General features: G+C 63.7%; 15 protein-coding genes and 1 pseudogene. 6 read left to right on the forward strand and 10 right to left on the reverse strand.

Annotation, left to right across the window (positions count from 1 at the left end):
• Nucleotides 1–23: 23 nt before the first annotated feature.
• The 4 genes from QM470_RS19465 to QM470_RS19480 all read right to left on the reverse strand — a co-directional run bounded on the left by QM470_RS19465 (nt 24) and on the right by QM470_RS19480 (nt 2637).
• Nucleotides 24–344 carry a BON domain-containing protein gene (locus QM470_RS19465; protein ID WP_066539439.1) on the reverse strand — a complete coding sequence of 107 codons (321 nt, stop codon included), beginning with the start codon at nt 342–344 and terminating at the stop codon, nt 24–26.
• Between the two features lie 119 nt (nt 345–463).
• On the reverse strand, nt 464–889 hold the full coding sequence (locus QM470_RS19470) for a hypothetical protein (RefSeq protein ID WP_225608758.1): 426 nt from the start codon (nt 887–889) through the stop codon (nt 464–466).
• 32 nt (nt 890–921) lie between these two features.
• Nucleotides 922–1086 (reverse strand): DUF1328 domain-containing protein, encoded by a 165-nt coding sequence (locus QM470_RS19475; RefSeq protein ID WP_083520533.1) that lies wholly within the window; start codon nt 1084–1086, stop codon nt 922–924.
• Nucleotides 1087–1281: 195 nt separating this feature from the next.
• On the reverse strand, nt 1282–2637 hold the full coding sequence (locus QM470_RS19480; protein ID WP_066539437.1) for a CHASE3 domain-containing protein: 1356 nt from the start codon (nt 2635–2637) through the stop codon (nt 1282–1284).
• A 143-nt stretch (nt 2638–2780) separates the two neighbouring features.
• Here QM470_RS19480 and QM470_RS19485 point away from each other — a divergent pair, with 143 nt between their 5' ends.
• Nucleotides 2781–3413 carry a response regulator gene (locus tag QM470_RS19485; RefSeq protein WP_066539560.1) on the forward strand — a complete coding sequence of 211 codons (633 nt, stop codon included), beginning with the start codon at nt 2781–2783 and terminating at the stop codon, nt 3411–3413.
• A gap of 64 nt (nt 3414–3477) precedes the next feature.
• Here the strand turns inward: QM470_RS19485 and QM470_RS19490 are convergent, their stop codons facing one another.
• From QM470_RS19490 to gpmA, 4 genes are all read right to left on the reverse strand, one after another.
• Nucleotides 3478–3855, reverse strand: a complete 378-nt coding sequence (locus QM470_RS19490) for a response regulator (protein ID WP_066539435.1) — start codon at nt 3853–3855, stop codon at nt 3478–3480.
• A gap of 132 nt (nt 3856–3987) precedes the next feature.
• Nucleotides 3988–4731 (reverse strand): HesA/MoeB/ThiF family protein, encoded by a 744-nt coding sequence (locus QM470_RS19495; protein ID WP_280012864.1) that lies wholly within the window; start codon nt 4729–4731, stop codon nt 3988–3990.
• 92 nt (nt 4732–4823) lie between these two features.
• Nucleotides 4824–6260 carry a S41 family peptidase gene (locus QM470_RS19500; RefSeq protein WP_066539431.1) on the reverse strand — a complete coding sequence of 479 codons (1437 nt, stop codon included), beginning with the start codon at nt 6258–6260 and terminating at the stop codon, nt 4824–4826.
• 104 nt (nt 6261–6364) lie between these two features.
• Nucleotides 6365–7108, reverse strand: coding sequence for a 2,3-diphosphoglycerate-dependent phosphoglycerate mutase (gene gpmA, locus QM470_RS19505; protein ID WP_066539430.1), 744 nt, complete (start codon nt 7106–7108; stop codon nt 6365–6367).
• A 169-nt stretch (nt 7109–7277) separates the two neighbouring features.
• On the opposite strand from gpmA, the gene QM470_RS19510 reads away from it, so the two are divergent.
• The 4 genes from QM470_RS19510 to QM470_RS19525 all read left to right on the forward strand — a co-directional run bounded on the left by QM470_RS19510 (nt 7278) and on the right by QM470_RS19525 (nt 9872).
• Nucleotides 7278–7685, forward strand: coding sequence for a rhodanese-like domain-containing protein (locus QM470_RS19510; protein ID WP_283340409.1), 408 nt, complete (start codon nt 7278–7280; stop codon nt 7683–7685).
• An 82-nt stretch (nt 7686–7767) separates the two neighbouring features.
• Nucleotides 7768–8025, forward strand: a complete 258-nt coding sequence (grxC, locus tag QM470_RS19515; RefSeq protein WP_066539428.1) for a glutaredoxin 3 — start codon at nt 7768–7770, stop codon at nt 8023–8025.
• 128 nt (nt 8026–8153) lie between these two features.
• Nucleotides 8154–8612, forward strand: coding sequence for a protein-export chaperone SecB (gene secB / locus QM470_RS19520; RefSeq protein WP_066539427.1), 459 nt, complete (start codon nt 8154–8156; stop codon nt 8610–8612).
• Nucleotides 8613–8882: 270 nt separating this feature from the next.
• Complete coding sequence (locus QM470_RS19525) at nt 8883–9872, forward strand: NAD(P)H-dependent glycerol-3-phosphate dehydrogenase (protein ID WP_283340410.1); 990 nt, start codon at nt 8883–8885, stop codon at nt 9870–9872.
• 118 nt (nt 9873–9990) lie between these two features.
• On the opposite strand, the gene QM470_RS19530 is transcribed toward QM470_RS19525, so the two are convergent.
• Both QM470_RS19530 and lysA read right to left on the reverse strand, forming a co-directional pair.
• Nucleotides 9991–10953, reverse strand: a complete 963-nt coding sequence (locus tag QM470_RS19530; protein ID WP_283340411.1) for an aldo/keto reductase — start codon at nt 10951–10953, stop codon at nt 9991–9993.
• 317 nt (nt 10954–11270) lie between these two features.
• Complete coding sequence (gene lysA, locus QM470_RS19535) at nt 11271–12518, reverse strand: diaminopimelate decarboxylase (protein ID WP_283340412.1); 1248 nt, start codon at nt 12516–12518, stop codon at nt 11271–11273.
• Nucleotides 12519–12704: 186 nt separating this feature from the next.
• Between lysA and QM470_RS19540 the strand changes: the two are divergent.
• Nucleotides 12705–13112: pseudogene (locus tag QM470_RS19540) on the forward strand (LysR family transcriptional regulator); the annotation flags it as partial.
• Nucleotides 13113–13286 lie beyond the last annotated feature (174 nt).

Below are 13286 nucleotides of genomic sequence, written 5' to 3' on the forward strand. Positions count from 1 at the left end.
GCGCCCGCAGCGCAGCGCGGGGGTCAGGGACGGACCACGATGCTGTTTTGCACGGCCCGGACGTTCTTGGTGTTGCGTGCAATGGATTCCGCACGGTCTTTTTCGGCCTGGCTCTTGGCAAAGCCCGACAGCTGCACCGTGCCCTTGAGGGTCTCCACACTGATGGCGGTGGCCGACACGGACTTGTCTTCGGCCATCTTGGCCTTCACCGCCGTGGTGATGGCGGAGTCATCGACATAGGAACCCACGCTCTGCTGGTCGCGGACCACGGCACAGCCGGTGGTGACCAGGACGGCGGCGCCCATCAGGACAGACAAGGTGATGGCACGGGTGGTTTTCTGCATAGAAGCTCCTTATGTGGTCTGTTGGGGGAGAGAACGAAAAAGAAGGTGAGGGGACCGTTGCCACCGTGGACGCCTCAGGGCGAGTACCCACGGTATGGGGGCGGTGGTGTGCCACCGCCTCAGCGGCGGCGCGAGCCCATCAGCAGTGCGGCGACGGCGGCACCCGCAGCGGCGGCCAGCAGGATGGACTTTCCGGGCTGCTCCACCACATAGCGCGTGGTGGCTTCGGATGCCTGCTGGAACTGGCGGCGTGCACGTTCGGAGCTGTCGGCGCAGAACTGGATGCTGCGCTCCGCCATGGCCTGTGCCTTGGCGGCGAAGTCATCGATGGAAGGGCTGAGCTCGCGCTCCACAGCACTGAAACCGTCCTGGGCCTTGTCAAAGGCATGGCTGGCCGCCGCACGGGTGTTGCGCATGGCGTCGCGAGCGCTGTCGGCCACGTTGCCGGCAAATTCCTGGGCGCTGTGGGCCGCTTCCTTGGCGGCATCCCGGGTGGCATCTGCGGCCTGGTCTACGCGCTTTTGGGTGTCTTCAGAAAATGGCATGTCATGGATCCTTTATAGGGTGAGGGCAGCATTCATCCTTTTTTGAGAAGACTGAGCACAAAAGTGATGACGGCCATGATCACGAACACATAGAACAGAATCTTGGCAATGCCCACTGCGCTGGCAGCAATGCCGCCAAAGCCGAATACGGCGGCAATCAGGGCGATGACCAAGCAGACGATGGCGTAGTGCAGCATATCGTTCTCCGCTAAGAGTGAACCCGCTTCCCAATGTTGGAAGGCAGATGGACCACTGTAGGGGCAGCTGTAACAGGGAGGTGACGGTCCCGGAGAAGGCTCGGTGTCAGCCGACAGGGGGCAGGCATGTCAGTCCAGGACTACAAAAAAAATGGCTTGCCGAAGCAAGCCATGGGGAGCCAGGGGGGCGGGGTGTCAGGCGGCAATCGAGGACTGGGCCGTGGGAATCACCGCGGAGATGGTGGTGCCGTCGCCCAGTGCGGAGGTGACGGTCAGGCGGCCGCCTGCGGCTTCCACCCGGTGGCGCATGCCGGCCAGACCGTGCGAGTTGGGGCGCACGCTGTGCATGTCAAAACCGTTGCCATTGTCCTGAATCTGCACCGCCACATAGGTGGGGTAGTTGTGCACGCTGACCACCACCCGGGATGCACTGGCGTATTTGCCGATGTTCGTCAGCGACTCCTGCACGATGCGGTAGACCGTCAGCTGCGTGGCGTCGGGTAGTTCCACCTGTTCCAGGCTGCTTTCCACCTCGATGTTGGAACGCTGGGCGAATTCGCGGGTCAGGATTTCCAATGAGGTCGTCAGGCCCAGGTTGGAGAGGGACGACGGGCGCAGGTCTTCGATGATGCGGCGTTTGAGGGCGATGCCGCTGTTGAGGGTTTCCGTCAGGTGCATGATGCGGTCCGCCACTTCGGGCACCGTCATGTCGATGCGGGATTTGAGGCGGGCCACGTCCAGCTTGGCCGCTGTCAGCAAGGATCCCAGTTCGTCGTGCAATTCGCGCGCCAGATGGCCGCGTTCGTCTTCGCGTACCTGCTGCAAGTGGTTGGCCAGTTCGGTCAGGGTGGCGGTGCGCTCGCGCACCAGGTCTTCCAGGCGGCTGCGTTCCTCGCTCTGGATTTTCTGTTCCCGCTTGTGCACATCTTCCAGGGTGTGGGTCTGGCGCAGGTACATGTAGAACGCCAGCAGGCCGATCACCGTCACGGTGGCAATCCCCAGGCGGGACAGCCACAGCGCGTTCTCGACATCGCTGCGTTTGGCCTCTGCACGGGCGTCGCTGCGCTCCGTCAGCTGCCGGGTGTAGCTGCGGATGGCGTCCATGTTCTGCTTGCCCATGTCCGTGAACATGACGAAGCGCCAGGCTTCTTCATTTCCTTCGCGGAACAGGCGCAGGCTCAGCTCCATCTCGGCCGTCTTGCGGGAGACCTGGCGGGACAGGGGAGAGAAGATGGTCAGGTCATCGGGCTCATCGATGAACAGTTCGCGCAACTGGTCCATGTCACCGTTGATCGATGTGATGGCCTTGTTGTAGGGCTCCAGATAGCGTTCGTCACTGGTCAGCAGATAGCCCCTCAGCCCGGTCTCTGCGTCCAGCATGTTCTGCATCAAATGGTTGATGGCATTGCGCGTGCTTTGGGTGTGCGCCATGGCTTCAAGCGCCTGGTTGGAGCGCTGGTACCCAACCTCATTGATCGCCACCATGGCGATGGCTGCCAGCATGGCCAGCGGCAAGCTGATGGCCATTCGGCGTATTTGGGACCATTTCATCGAAATCCTCCTGCGGTCAGGAGTGTGGTGCAGTTATTCTGCATAATCAAGTTGCTTCAGACGCGATGTACGTTAGCAATGACCAGTTGGTTTCTGGAGACAGAAATCGGACTGCGTGCCTTACTCAGAGGAGAAAAGATTCGATGATCAAAGTAGGCATAGTCGATGACCACGCGATTGTTCGTCAGGGTTTACGCCAATACCTGTCCGAACATGTGGATTTACGGGTGGTGGGGGAGGCTTCGAATGGCCGTGAAGCCATTGATCTGGTGAGAGAGCAAGAAATTGATGTATTGCTGATGGATTTGTCCATGCCCGGGCAAAGTGGCCTGGATGCCTTGGCCATGTTGCGCGCCAAGGCTCCGGATATGGGAATTCTGATTCTGAGCGGTTATCCCGAAGAGCATTACGCGATCAATCTGATCCGTCAGGGTGCCAGTGGTTATCTCAACAAGGAATGTGATCCCAAGGAAATTGCAGAGGCCATTCGCACGATTGCGCTGGGTCGCCGCTATCTGACGCCCACGGTGGCGGATCTTCTGGCGCAGCAACTCAATCGCAAGGATGATGCGCCGCCCCATGAGCAGCTGTCAGAGCGTGAGTTTCAGGTTTTCCTGAAGTTGGCCAAGGGAGAAACAGCCGGCGATATTGCCAAGTCACTGTCTCTAAGTGTAAAAACTGTAAGCACGTACAGAACGCGGTTGATGGAGAAAATGTCACTCTCCTCCAACAGCGACCTGACTTACTACGCGTTGAAAAACAAGCTCATCGATTGAACGCTGTGCCCCATAAAAAAAGCTGCCGGAAGGCAGCTTTTTTATGGGCGGTTGTGGGCGGGTTTTATGCCGCGGCACTTTGCTGTGTGCAGTAATCGACCAGCGCATCGATTTCATTGGATTTATCGAATACCGCATCCACGCCGAGCTGGGAGCAGCGCGCCCGGACATCGGCCGTGGCGTAGTTGCTGAGCACCACCATACGTTGCTGCGCAGAGCGTTCCTGGCAGGCCGCCAACACGCCGAGGCCGCTGCCCTGGCGCAGGAACAGATCCACGATGGCGATATCCCAGTGGTGGCCATTGGTGGACAGCCAGGCCGTGCCTTCGGCTTCGGTTTCCGCAATACCAACGGTCTCCACATCGGCCAGCTCAGAGAGCGTTTCGATCAGGTTCTCGCGAATCGTGGCGTTGTCTTCAACGATGTATGCGCGCAGTTTCACTGTAGATAACCATCAAGTGGGGGGACGCAATGCGGACATGGTAGGGTGGCATGGCAAGTGCCGGTGTGCACTTTGTACGGACCATTCTGCCAGCCTCTGAGATGTAAAAGGGTAGGCAGAATCCTACATTTTTTAACCACATACCTTGCATTCTGTGTTGCGGTGCGCGCGCATCCGGCTCCATTCCATGCTGCGACCCTCCAGCATCAGCAACTGGCCCGTCATGGGCGTGCCGGCCCCGGAAAGCAGCTTGAGGGCTTCCGTGGCCTGCAGGCTGCCCATCACGCCGACCAGCGGGGCAAAAACGCCCATAGTGGAGCATTGCACCTCTTCAAACTCGGCATCGGGGGGGAACAGGCAGGCATAGCAGGGGCTGTCGGGCTGGCGCGGGTCAAAGACACTCAGCTGCCCGTCAAAGCGGATCGCGGCTGCAGCCACCAGTGGAACCCGGTGGCGCATGCAGGCGGCGTTGATGGCGTGGCGCGTGCGGTAGTTGTCGCTGCAGTCCAGCACCACGCTGGCGCGCGGCACCGCCTGGTCCAGCAGCGCGTCATCGGCACGCTGTTGCAGGCAATGCACTTTCACGCCGGGATTCAGTGCATGCAATGCGGCGGCCAGGGACTCCACCTTGGGCATGCCCACCCGTTCGGTGGTGTGGCCGATCTGGCGCTGCAGATTGGTCAGGTCGACGGTGTCGTGGTCCACCAGCGTGATCTCGCCGACACCGGCCGATGCCAGAAACAGCGCGGCCGGGCAGCCCAGGCCGCCAGCACCGATGACCAGGGCGTGGGCATCCAGAATGCGCTGCTGGCCTTCGATGCCGACCTCATCCAGCAGGATGTGGCGTGAGTAGCGCAGCAGTTGATCGTCATTCATGGCAGTGGGCCCATATCGTTGCGAGAAATGAAAAAGCCGGGAGCATGGCGTCCCGGCTTGGGTGAGCGGCGCAGGCGGGAAGCCTGCCGTGCTCATTCTTCCTTGGTTTCTGCGGGGCGCTCGGTCAGGGTCTTGCTGACCTTCACCGACTTGCCTTGCAGCTGGTTCAGCGCCTGGCGCAGCTGGAAGTCCTTGTCGGAGCCGAACTCCGGCAGGCGGCGCTCGGAAGCCGGCTTCTTGGCCTCTTCTTCCAGGCGCTTGCGGGCTTCTTCACGGGCCTTCTCGCGGGCTTCGTCCTTGACTTCCTCACCCTGACCGCTGGACAGGTGCTTTTCCAGATCGGCTTCGCGCATGCGCAGTGCCGCATACATATCGCCTTCGGCGGTTTCGTCCACCATCACATCGGGCACGATACCCTTGGCCTGGATGGATTTGCCGCTGGGCGTGTAGTAGCGCGCTGTGGTCAGCTTCAGGCCGGTGTCCGGACCCAGGGGGCGCACGGTCTGCACCGAGCCCTTGCCGAAGGTCTGGCTGCCCATGATGGTGGCACGGTGGTGGTCCTGCAGCGCACCGGCGACGATTTCGCTGGCGGAAGCTGAGCCTTCGTTGACCAGCACCACCAGCGGTACCTTCTTCAGTGCGGCGGGCAGGCGCTGCAGCGGATCACCCTGGCCGCGGCGGGCGTAGAACTCGGGGTCGGCCTTGAAGGTGGCCTTGCTTTCCTGCAGCTGGCCGTTGGTGCTGACCACGGTCACGCCCTGGGGCAGGAAGGCAGACGAAATCGCCACGGCCGCATCCAGCAAACCGCCCGGGTCATTGCGCAGGTCCAGCACCAGGCCCTTGAGCTGGGGATCCTGCTTGTAGATTTCTTCGACCTTGCGCACAAAGTCGTCCACCGTGCGTTCCTGGAACTGGCTCAGGCGGATCCAGCCGTAACCGGGCTCGATCAGCTTGCCCTTGACGGACTGGGTCTTGATCTCTTCGCGCGTGATGGTCACCGGGAAGCTGCGGCTCTCGTCCTTGCGCAGAATGGTCAAGGTCACCTTGGTGTTGGGCTCGCCACGCATGCGCTTGACCGCATCGTTCAGCGACAGGCCCTTGACCGCGGTTTCGTCGATCTTGGTGATCAGGTCGTTGGTCTTCAGGCCGGCGCGGTCGGCCGGGGAGCCTTCGATCGGGGAGACGATCTTGATCAGACCGTCTTCCTGCGTGATCTCGATGCCCACGCCCACAAAGCGGCCCGACGTGCCTTCGCGGAATTCCTTGAAGGACTTCTTGTCGAAGTACTGCGAGTGTGGATCCAGGCTGGCCACCATGCCGGAGATGGCATCGGTGATCAGTTTCTTGTCATCGACCTGCTCGACATAGTCGGTTTTGACGATGCCGAACACTGCGGACAGCTGCTGGATCTCTTCCAGCGGCAGCGGCGTCATGGCGCCGCGCGCCACGGTCTGCAGCGATACCGTGGTCAGTGCACCAGCCAGTGCGCCCACCGATACCCATCCAGCAATTTTCAGTTTTTGGCCCATAGATCCATACCTTTGACACAGCAATATACACCGGGGGCCTTGGCCCTTTGGGGGTCTGGGGTCCGAACCCGGTGCAGATACCTAGAGCGTGGTGCGGCCCCGCGTCAGGCCTTGCCCTGGGCGGCCACGGCAGCGGCGGCCTTGGCAGCGGCTTCGGCGTCACCCAGGTAGTAGCTGCGGATGGGCTTGAGGTTGGCATCCAGCTCGTACACCAAGGGGATTCCGTTGGGCACGTTCACGCCCACGATGGCGTCATCGGCAATATTGTCCAGGTACTTGATTAGCGCACGGATGGAGTTGCCGTGGGCAGCCAGTACCACGCGCTTGCCAGCCAGGATGGCGGGGGCCAGGGCGTCGTTCCAGAACGGCACCACGCGGGCCACGGTGTCCTTCAGGCACTCGGTCAGCGGAATCTGCTCGGGCTGCAGCTCGGCGTAGCGGCGGTCGCCGCGTTCGCTGCGGGGGTCGGTGGCTTCCAGGGCGGGTGGCGGCACGTCGTAGCTGCGGCGCCATTGCAGCACCTGGGCTTCGCCGTACTGCTTGGCCATGTCGGCCTTGTTCAGACCCTGCAGACCGCCGTAGTGGCGCTCGTTCAGGCGCCAGCTGTGTTCCACCGGCAGCCAGGTGCGGTCCATCTCGTCCAGGGTGTGCCACAGCGTGCGGGTGGCGCGCTTGAGCATGCTGGTGAAAGCCAGGTCGAAGTCATAGCCTTCTGCCTTGAGCAGACGGCCTGCGTTCTTGGCCTGTTCCACGCCAGTGTCGGTCAGGTCCACATCGGTCCAGCCGGTGAAACGGTTCTCGAGGTTCCAGGTGGATTCTCCGTGGCGGATCAAAACGAGCTTGTACATGGGGTCCCTTGGCGCTTCACGCGCGCTGCAAACAAAGAAGTGGGCGGATCGTCGAAAAACCACGATTTTAGGCCGCCCGGATCGCCCTTGGCAGCAGTCAAGCCCGTGCGCGGGGGCGGGCCGGGGAACTCCCCCTAGAATTGCGCGGTTTGCTATCCCGAGGATTGACGTGCAATTTTTCATCGAGAACTGGTATTTGTTCCTGCTGGCCATTGGTTCCGGCGCACTGCTGATGGTGCCTTCCCTCAAGGGTGTGGGCGCTGGCAGCCTGACCCCGGCCGACGCCGTGCAGCGCATCAACCGCGAAAAAGCGGTGGTCGTCGATGTGCGCGAGGCCGAGGAATATGTGACCGGCCACATCACCAACGCCAAGAACATCCCCCTGGCCCAGCTGGACGAGCGCCTGCCCCAGGTGGCCAAGAACAAGTCTGTCCCCGTGGTGCTGGTCTGCGAGAAGGGCGCCCGCGCCGTGCGTGCCGAAGCCATGGCCAAGAAGCTGGGCTATGAAAAGGCCCAGGCACTGGCCGGTGGCATGAAGGGCTGGCGCGATGCCGGCATGCCGGTTGTAAAGGCCTGATCCGCCCCCACATAAAGCGGATATGCAGCCGGGGTTCCCCCTGCGGACCGGTTGCAGCCCCTACCACCGAGGAGAGATTTTCATGCAAGCCGTCAAGATGTACACCACTGCCGTGTGCCCGTACTGCATCCGTGCCAAGCAGATCCTGAAGTCCAAGGGCGTGGAGCAGATCGAGGAAGTGCGCATCGACACCGACCCCGTTGCCCGCGACCACATGATGCAGTCCACCGGACGCCGCACGGTGCCGCAGATCTATATCGGCGACACCCATGTGGGCGGTTGCGACGATCTGATGGCGCTGGATGCCAAGGGCGGTCTGCTGCCCCTGCTCAACGCCTGATCCCTGTGGCGTGCCCATGCCCAGCCAGACCGCCACTGCATAATGCACGCCACGCCCGCTGCGCAGCCTTTGCGCCGGCGGGCTTTTTTGTATAGCTCCGGTTGCTTTAGACCTGAAAGACTGACTCCATGTCCGAACAAGAAAACCCCGTGTTCCAAATCCAGCGCGTGTACCTGAAGGATCTGTCGCTGGAACAACCGAACTCGCCCGCCATCCTGCTGGAACAGACCCAGCCCAGCGTCGACATCCAGCTGGGTGTGGAAGCCACCCCTGTGGCCGAAGGCATCTTTGAAGTGGCCGTGACTGCCACCGTGCAGACCAAGATCGAAGACAAGACCGTGTTCCTGGTGGAAGCCAAGCAGGCCGGCATCTTCGAAATCCGCGGCATCCCTGAAGAACAAATGGGTGGCGTGATCGGCGTGGCCTGCCCGCAGATCATCTATCCCTACCTGCGCGGCAACGTGGCAGACATCGTGACCCGCGCCGGCTTCCCGCCCGTGCACCTGGCGGAAATCAACTTCCAGGCCATGTACGAGCAGCAAGCCGCTGCCCAAGCCGCCCAGGCCGACGGCGCACTGCCCCAGTAAGCACCGCAGGCAGGCGGCTCTGGTGCCGCGCGCCGATGTGCTCTGGACAAAGAGGCCCTGCGGGGCCTCTTTGCATTGGGGCATGCCGTCACCCTGCTGGCTTGCTCCGGGTTCGGATAACTTTCGGATACCTGTGGCCTGCTGCGCCGCACCAAGGCGGGTGTGCCAGCGCGTACCATGCAGGCTGCATGTCCCGTGCTGCGCTGCAGCGCCGGGAAAGAACAAACCTTCAAAGTGCCGCTCAAGCCTATGGAAACTGCACAAGCAGCTATGAAAATCACAGTGATTGGCGCCGGAGCCTGGGGCACGGCCATGGCCATGTCGGCAGCCGCCCACCCCGCCGGCCACCAGGTGTGCCTGTGGGCACGCGATGCCGTGCAGGCGCGGGAGATGCACGACAGCCGCCAGAACATGCGCTATCTGCCGGGCCTGGCGTTTGCGCCGGGCCTGCAGGTGGTGCAGGGCGATGCCCTGGATGCCGTGGCCGACGCCGAGCTGGTCATCATTGGCACGCCCATGGCCGCATTGCGCGAATGGCTGCAGCGGCTGCAGCATCTGCATGCGCCCGTGGCCTGGTTGTGCAAGGGCTTCGAAGCCGGTAGTGGCCTGATGCCGCACGAGGTCTGCACCGAGGTGGCGCCCCAGCTGCGCTGCGGCGCCCTGAGCGGTCCCAGCTTTGCGCAGGAGGTGGCGCGCAGCCAGCCTTCGGCCCTGGTGGCCGCCAGCCGCGATGCCGGCGTGCGCCATACGCTGGTGGATGCACTGCACAGCCCTTCGCTGCGCGTGTACGGCAACGATGACATCGTCGGGGTGGAAGTGGGCGGCGCCGTGAAGAACGTGATGGCCATTGCCTCCGGTCTGTGCGATGGCCTGGAGTTGGGGTTGAATGCCCGTGCCGCGCTGCTGACACGCGGCCTGGCCGAGATGACACGCCTGGGCGTGGCCCTGGGCGCCCGGGCCGACACCTTCATGGGTCTGTCGGGGCTGGGGGATCTGATGCTGACGGCCACCGGCGACCTGTCGCGCAACCGCAAGGTGGGCCTGCTGCTGGCCAGCGGCATGGGCCTGGCCCAGGCTGTGGAGTCGCTGGGCCATGTGGCCGAAGGCGTGTACAGCGCCCGCACCGTGCTGGCCCGCGCCCAGGCGCTGGGTGTGGACATGCCGATTGCGGCGACGGTGGTGGACCTGCTGGACGGCAAGGTGGCACCGGCCCAGGCTGTGCACCGCCTGATGGAGCGCGACCCGAAGCAGGAGCGCTGAGCCGCTGGCCGACCCCGCGCAGGCGGACGGCGCTCCATAGACTGAACGGCCTGGCATCTGCGCAGGCCGTTCGCTTTTTTGCCAGGGCGGGGCGCTGCGGCGCATTAGCGCCAGCGGCTCAGTCCTCCCGGCTGGCGTCGTCCAGCGCAGCCAGTGCGGTGGCATCCAGCTGCAGCGTGGCGGCTGTGACCAGGGATTGCAGCTGCGCCAGGCTGGTGGCGCTGGCAATCGGCGCGGCAATGCCAGCTTGCTGCAGCAGCCAGGCAATGGCCACCTCGCCGGGCTGGGCCTTGTACTGGGCGGCCACCTGCTCCAGTGCATCGACGATGCGCAGGCCGCGCGGGTTCAGGTACAGGCTGGTGGTCTTGGCGCCGCGCAGGCTTTTGCCGACATCGGCCTCGCTGCGGTATTTGCCGGTCAGAAAGCCGGCTGCCAGCGCGTAGAAGTTGATCACGCCCACATTGCGCGCCACGCACAGCGGCTGCAGCTCTTTTTCAAATACGGCGCGGTCGTACAGGTTGTACAGCGGCTGCAGGCTGTCAAAACGCGCCAGGCGGTGCCGGTCGCTGCAGTCCAGTGCCTCGGCCAGGCGCTGGGCGCTGTAGTTGCTGGCGCCGATGGCTCGCACCTTGCCGGCCTGGATCAGTTCGCCCAGCGTGCCCAGCACATCTTCCAGCGGAATGTTCGGATCGTCGTCATGGGTCTGGTACAGGTCGATGTAATCGGTCTGCAGGCGCGTCAGCGAGGCATCCACCGCCTGCTTGATGTATTTGGGGTGCAGGCCGACCTTGCCGTCGCCCATGTCCTTGCCCAGCTTGGTAGCCAGGACCAGTTGCTTGCGCTTGCCGCTTTTTTGCAGCCACTGGCCGATGAGGGTTTCCGATTCACCGCCCACATGGCCCGGCACCCAGCGCGAGTACACATCGGCCGTGTCGACGAAGTTCATGCCCGCGCCCAGCCACGCGTCCAGCAAGGCAAAGCTGGTGGACGGATCCACCGTCCACCCGAAGACGTTGCCGCCAAAACACAGCGGCGACACCATCAGCGGCGATTGGCCCAGCGGGCGGGTGGGAAAGGACATAAGGGTCTCCAGTCAGGAAGGGAAGATATTGCGCACCCATGGTACACAGGGGCTTACCACCAAAAGCTATGAATAAATGAGCTGATCACACAGCTGCAAGGGCGTGTGGGCCATGTTCCTATCCAGGTGCTGCAGCCATTCTGGCGCTGTCGCCACCCTGGTGCGTATCGCCTGCAGGACAGCCCGCAGCCGCTGGCGGCGAAGGGCGACAGGGGTATGCAAAAAAAGCCACCCGAAGGTGGCTGAAGTGCGTTCACAGCGCCGTAGCCTGTGGTCCGCACCAGGTGGTGCAGCACGGCAGGCCGGGCGGTCAGGGTTTACAGGCCCAGTTCGAGCGCCAGCAACTGGTCCACAGTCTGGCGGCGGCGAATCAGGCGGGCCTGGCCTGCGTCGACCAGCACCTCGGCCGCCAGCGGCCGGGTGTTGTAGTTGCTGGACATGGAGCTGCCGTAGGCGCCCGTGTCGTGGATCACCAGCAGATCGCCCACGCTGGCACCGGCCAGGCTGCGGGGCAGCACCACGCCGCCGTCGCCCTGGGTGAAGACATCGCCCGATTCGCACAGCGGGCCGGCCACCACGCTGTCCTGTGCGGGCAGTTGCTGGCCGTCACGGCGCAGCACGTCCATGCCGTGGTAGCTGCCATACATGCTGGGGCGCATCAGTTCGTTGAAGCCGGTGTCGACCAGCACAAAGTGGTTGCTGCCCGCGTTCTTGGTGGCACGCACGGTGCCCAGCAGCACGCCGGATTCTGCGACCAGGAAGCGGCCGGGCTCCAGCTCCAGACCCAGGCGGTGGCCGACGATGGCTTCGGCCTGCTGGCGTGCCGCATTCCACAGGCCGTGGTAGTGCGCGGTGTCGATGGTGGCATCGCCCGCCTTGTAGGGGATGGACAGGCCACCGCCCGCGGAAATCGCATGCAGGTCCACGCCGGCCGCCTTGGTGCGTTCCACCAGCTGGACCATGGCGCCGCAGACTTCCTGCAGGTGGCCATAGTCCACGCCCGAGCCGATGTGCATGTGCAGGCCGGCGAGCACCAGGCCTCCGGTCTTGATGGCCTCCAGCGCCGCTTCCAGCTCGCTGTGCCAGATGCCGTGCTTGCTGTGTTCGCCGCCGGTGTTGGTCTTGTTGCTGTGGCCGTGGCCGAAACCGGGGTTGATGCGCAACCACACATGGTGGCCCTTGGATGCGGCGGCCAGCTGGTGCAGCATGTCGATGGAGCCTGCGTTCACGGGCACCTGGTGTTCCACCACGGTGGCCAGCGTGGCTTCGTCCATTACATCGGCGGTGAAGACGATATCGGCCGGCTCGCCAAAGCCCGGGGTGAAACCGGCGGCCAGAGCGCGCAGGATCTCGCCGCGCGAGACGGCATCCACCTTCACGCCCTGCTCTCGCATCAGCTGGAGGATGTGGATGTTGGAGCAGGCCTTCTGGGCAAAGCGCACGGTGTCAAAGGCCTGGAGCTGCGCAATGCGCTCGCGGATGGTGGCGGCGTCATACACCCACAGCGGCGTGCCGAATTCGTCGGCCAGGGCCCACAGCTGGGCGGGGGAAAAAGGGTTGCTCATGGTCTGGATACTCTGCAATGGATAGCGGCTTGGGCGCACAAGAGGGTGTGCGTGCGGTGCGGGCAAGATGGCCCATCCGGCACGGTGGCCCACCCCTTGGATGCAGAGAATGCCGCAGTGAATGTATTTGGTCTAATGCTTTGTTGTGTCAAAATCATTCATATTTGATATGCATTGCCTGCCGCGATGACCCGTTCACCCGCTTCCTCTGTGCCGTCTGTACCGTCCGTGCCTGCGGCGCTCCCCGATTCCACCGGCACGGCGCCGCGCATTGCCCACCGCCACATCGAGGTGTTCCGGGCGGTGATGCTGGCCGGCGGCGTCACCGGTGCGGCGCGCCTGCTGTTCACCAGCCAGCCGACCGTCAGCCGCGAGCTGGCACGGCTGGAGCAACTGCTGGGCTATGCGCTGTTCGAGCGCGCCCAGGGCCGGCTGCGCCCCACGGCGCGGGCGCTGGCGCTGTGGGCCGAGGTGCAGCGCAGCTGGCAGGGGCTGGAGCGCGTGGTCGACCGGGCGCTGGAGCTGGGCCAGGCCCAGGGTGCACATGTGCGCGTGCTGTGCCTGCCGGCGCTCAGCCATGCGCTGCTGCCCGGGGGGGGGGGGGGGGGGGGGGGGGGGGGGCGGGCGGGGGGGGGGGGGGGGGGGGGGGTTATAATAAACATACCCCGACCCCCCAAAAAAAAAAAATAAATTTTTGTTGGTCGTCTTTTTAATAAAATAGTGGGGGGGGGGGGGGGGGGGGGGGGGGGGGGGGGGGGGGGGGGGGGG

Origin of the sequence: Comamonas sp. 17RB (assembly GCF_030056555.1) — a bacterium.
Taxonomy (GTDB): Bacteria; Pseudomonadota; Gammaproteobacteria; order Burkholderiales; family Burkholderiaceae_C; genus Comamonas; species Comamonas terrigena.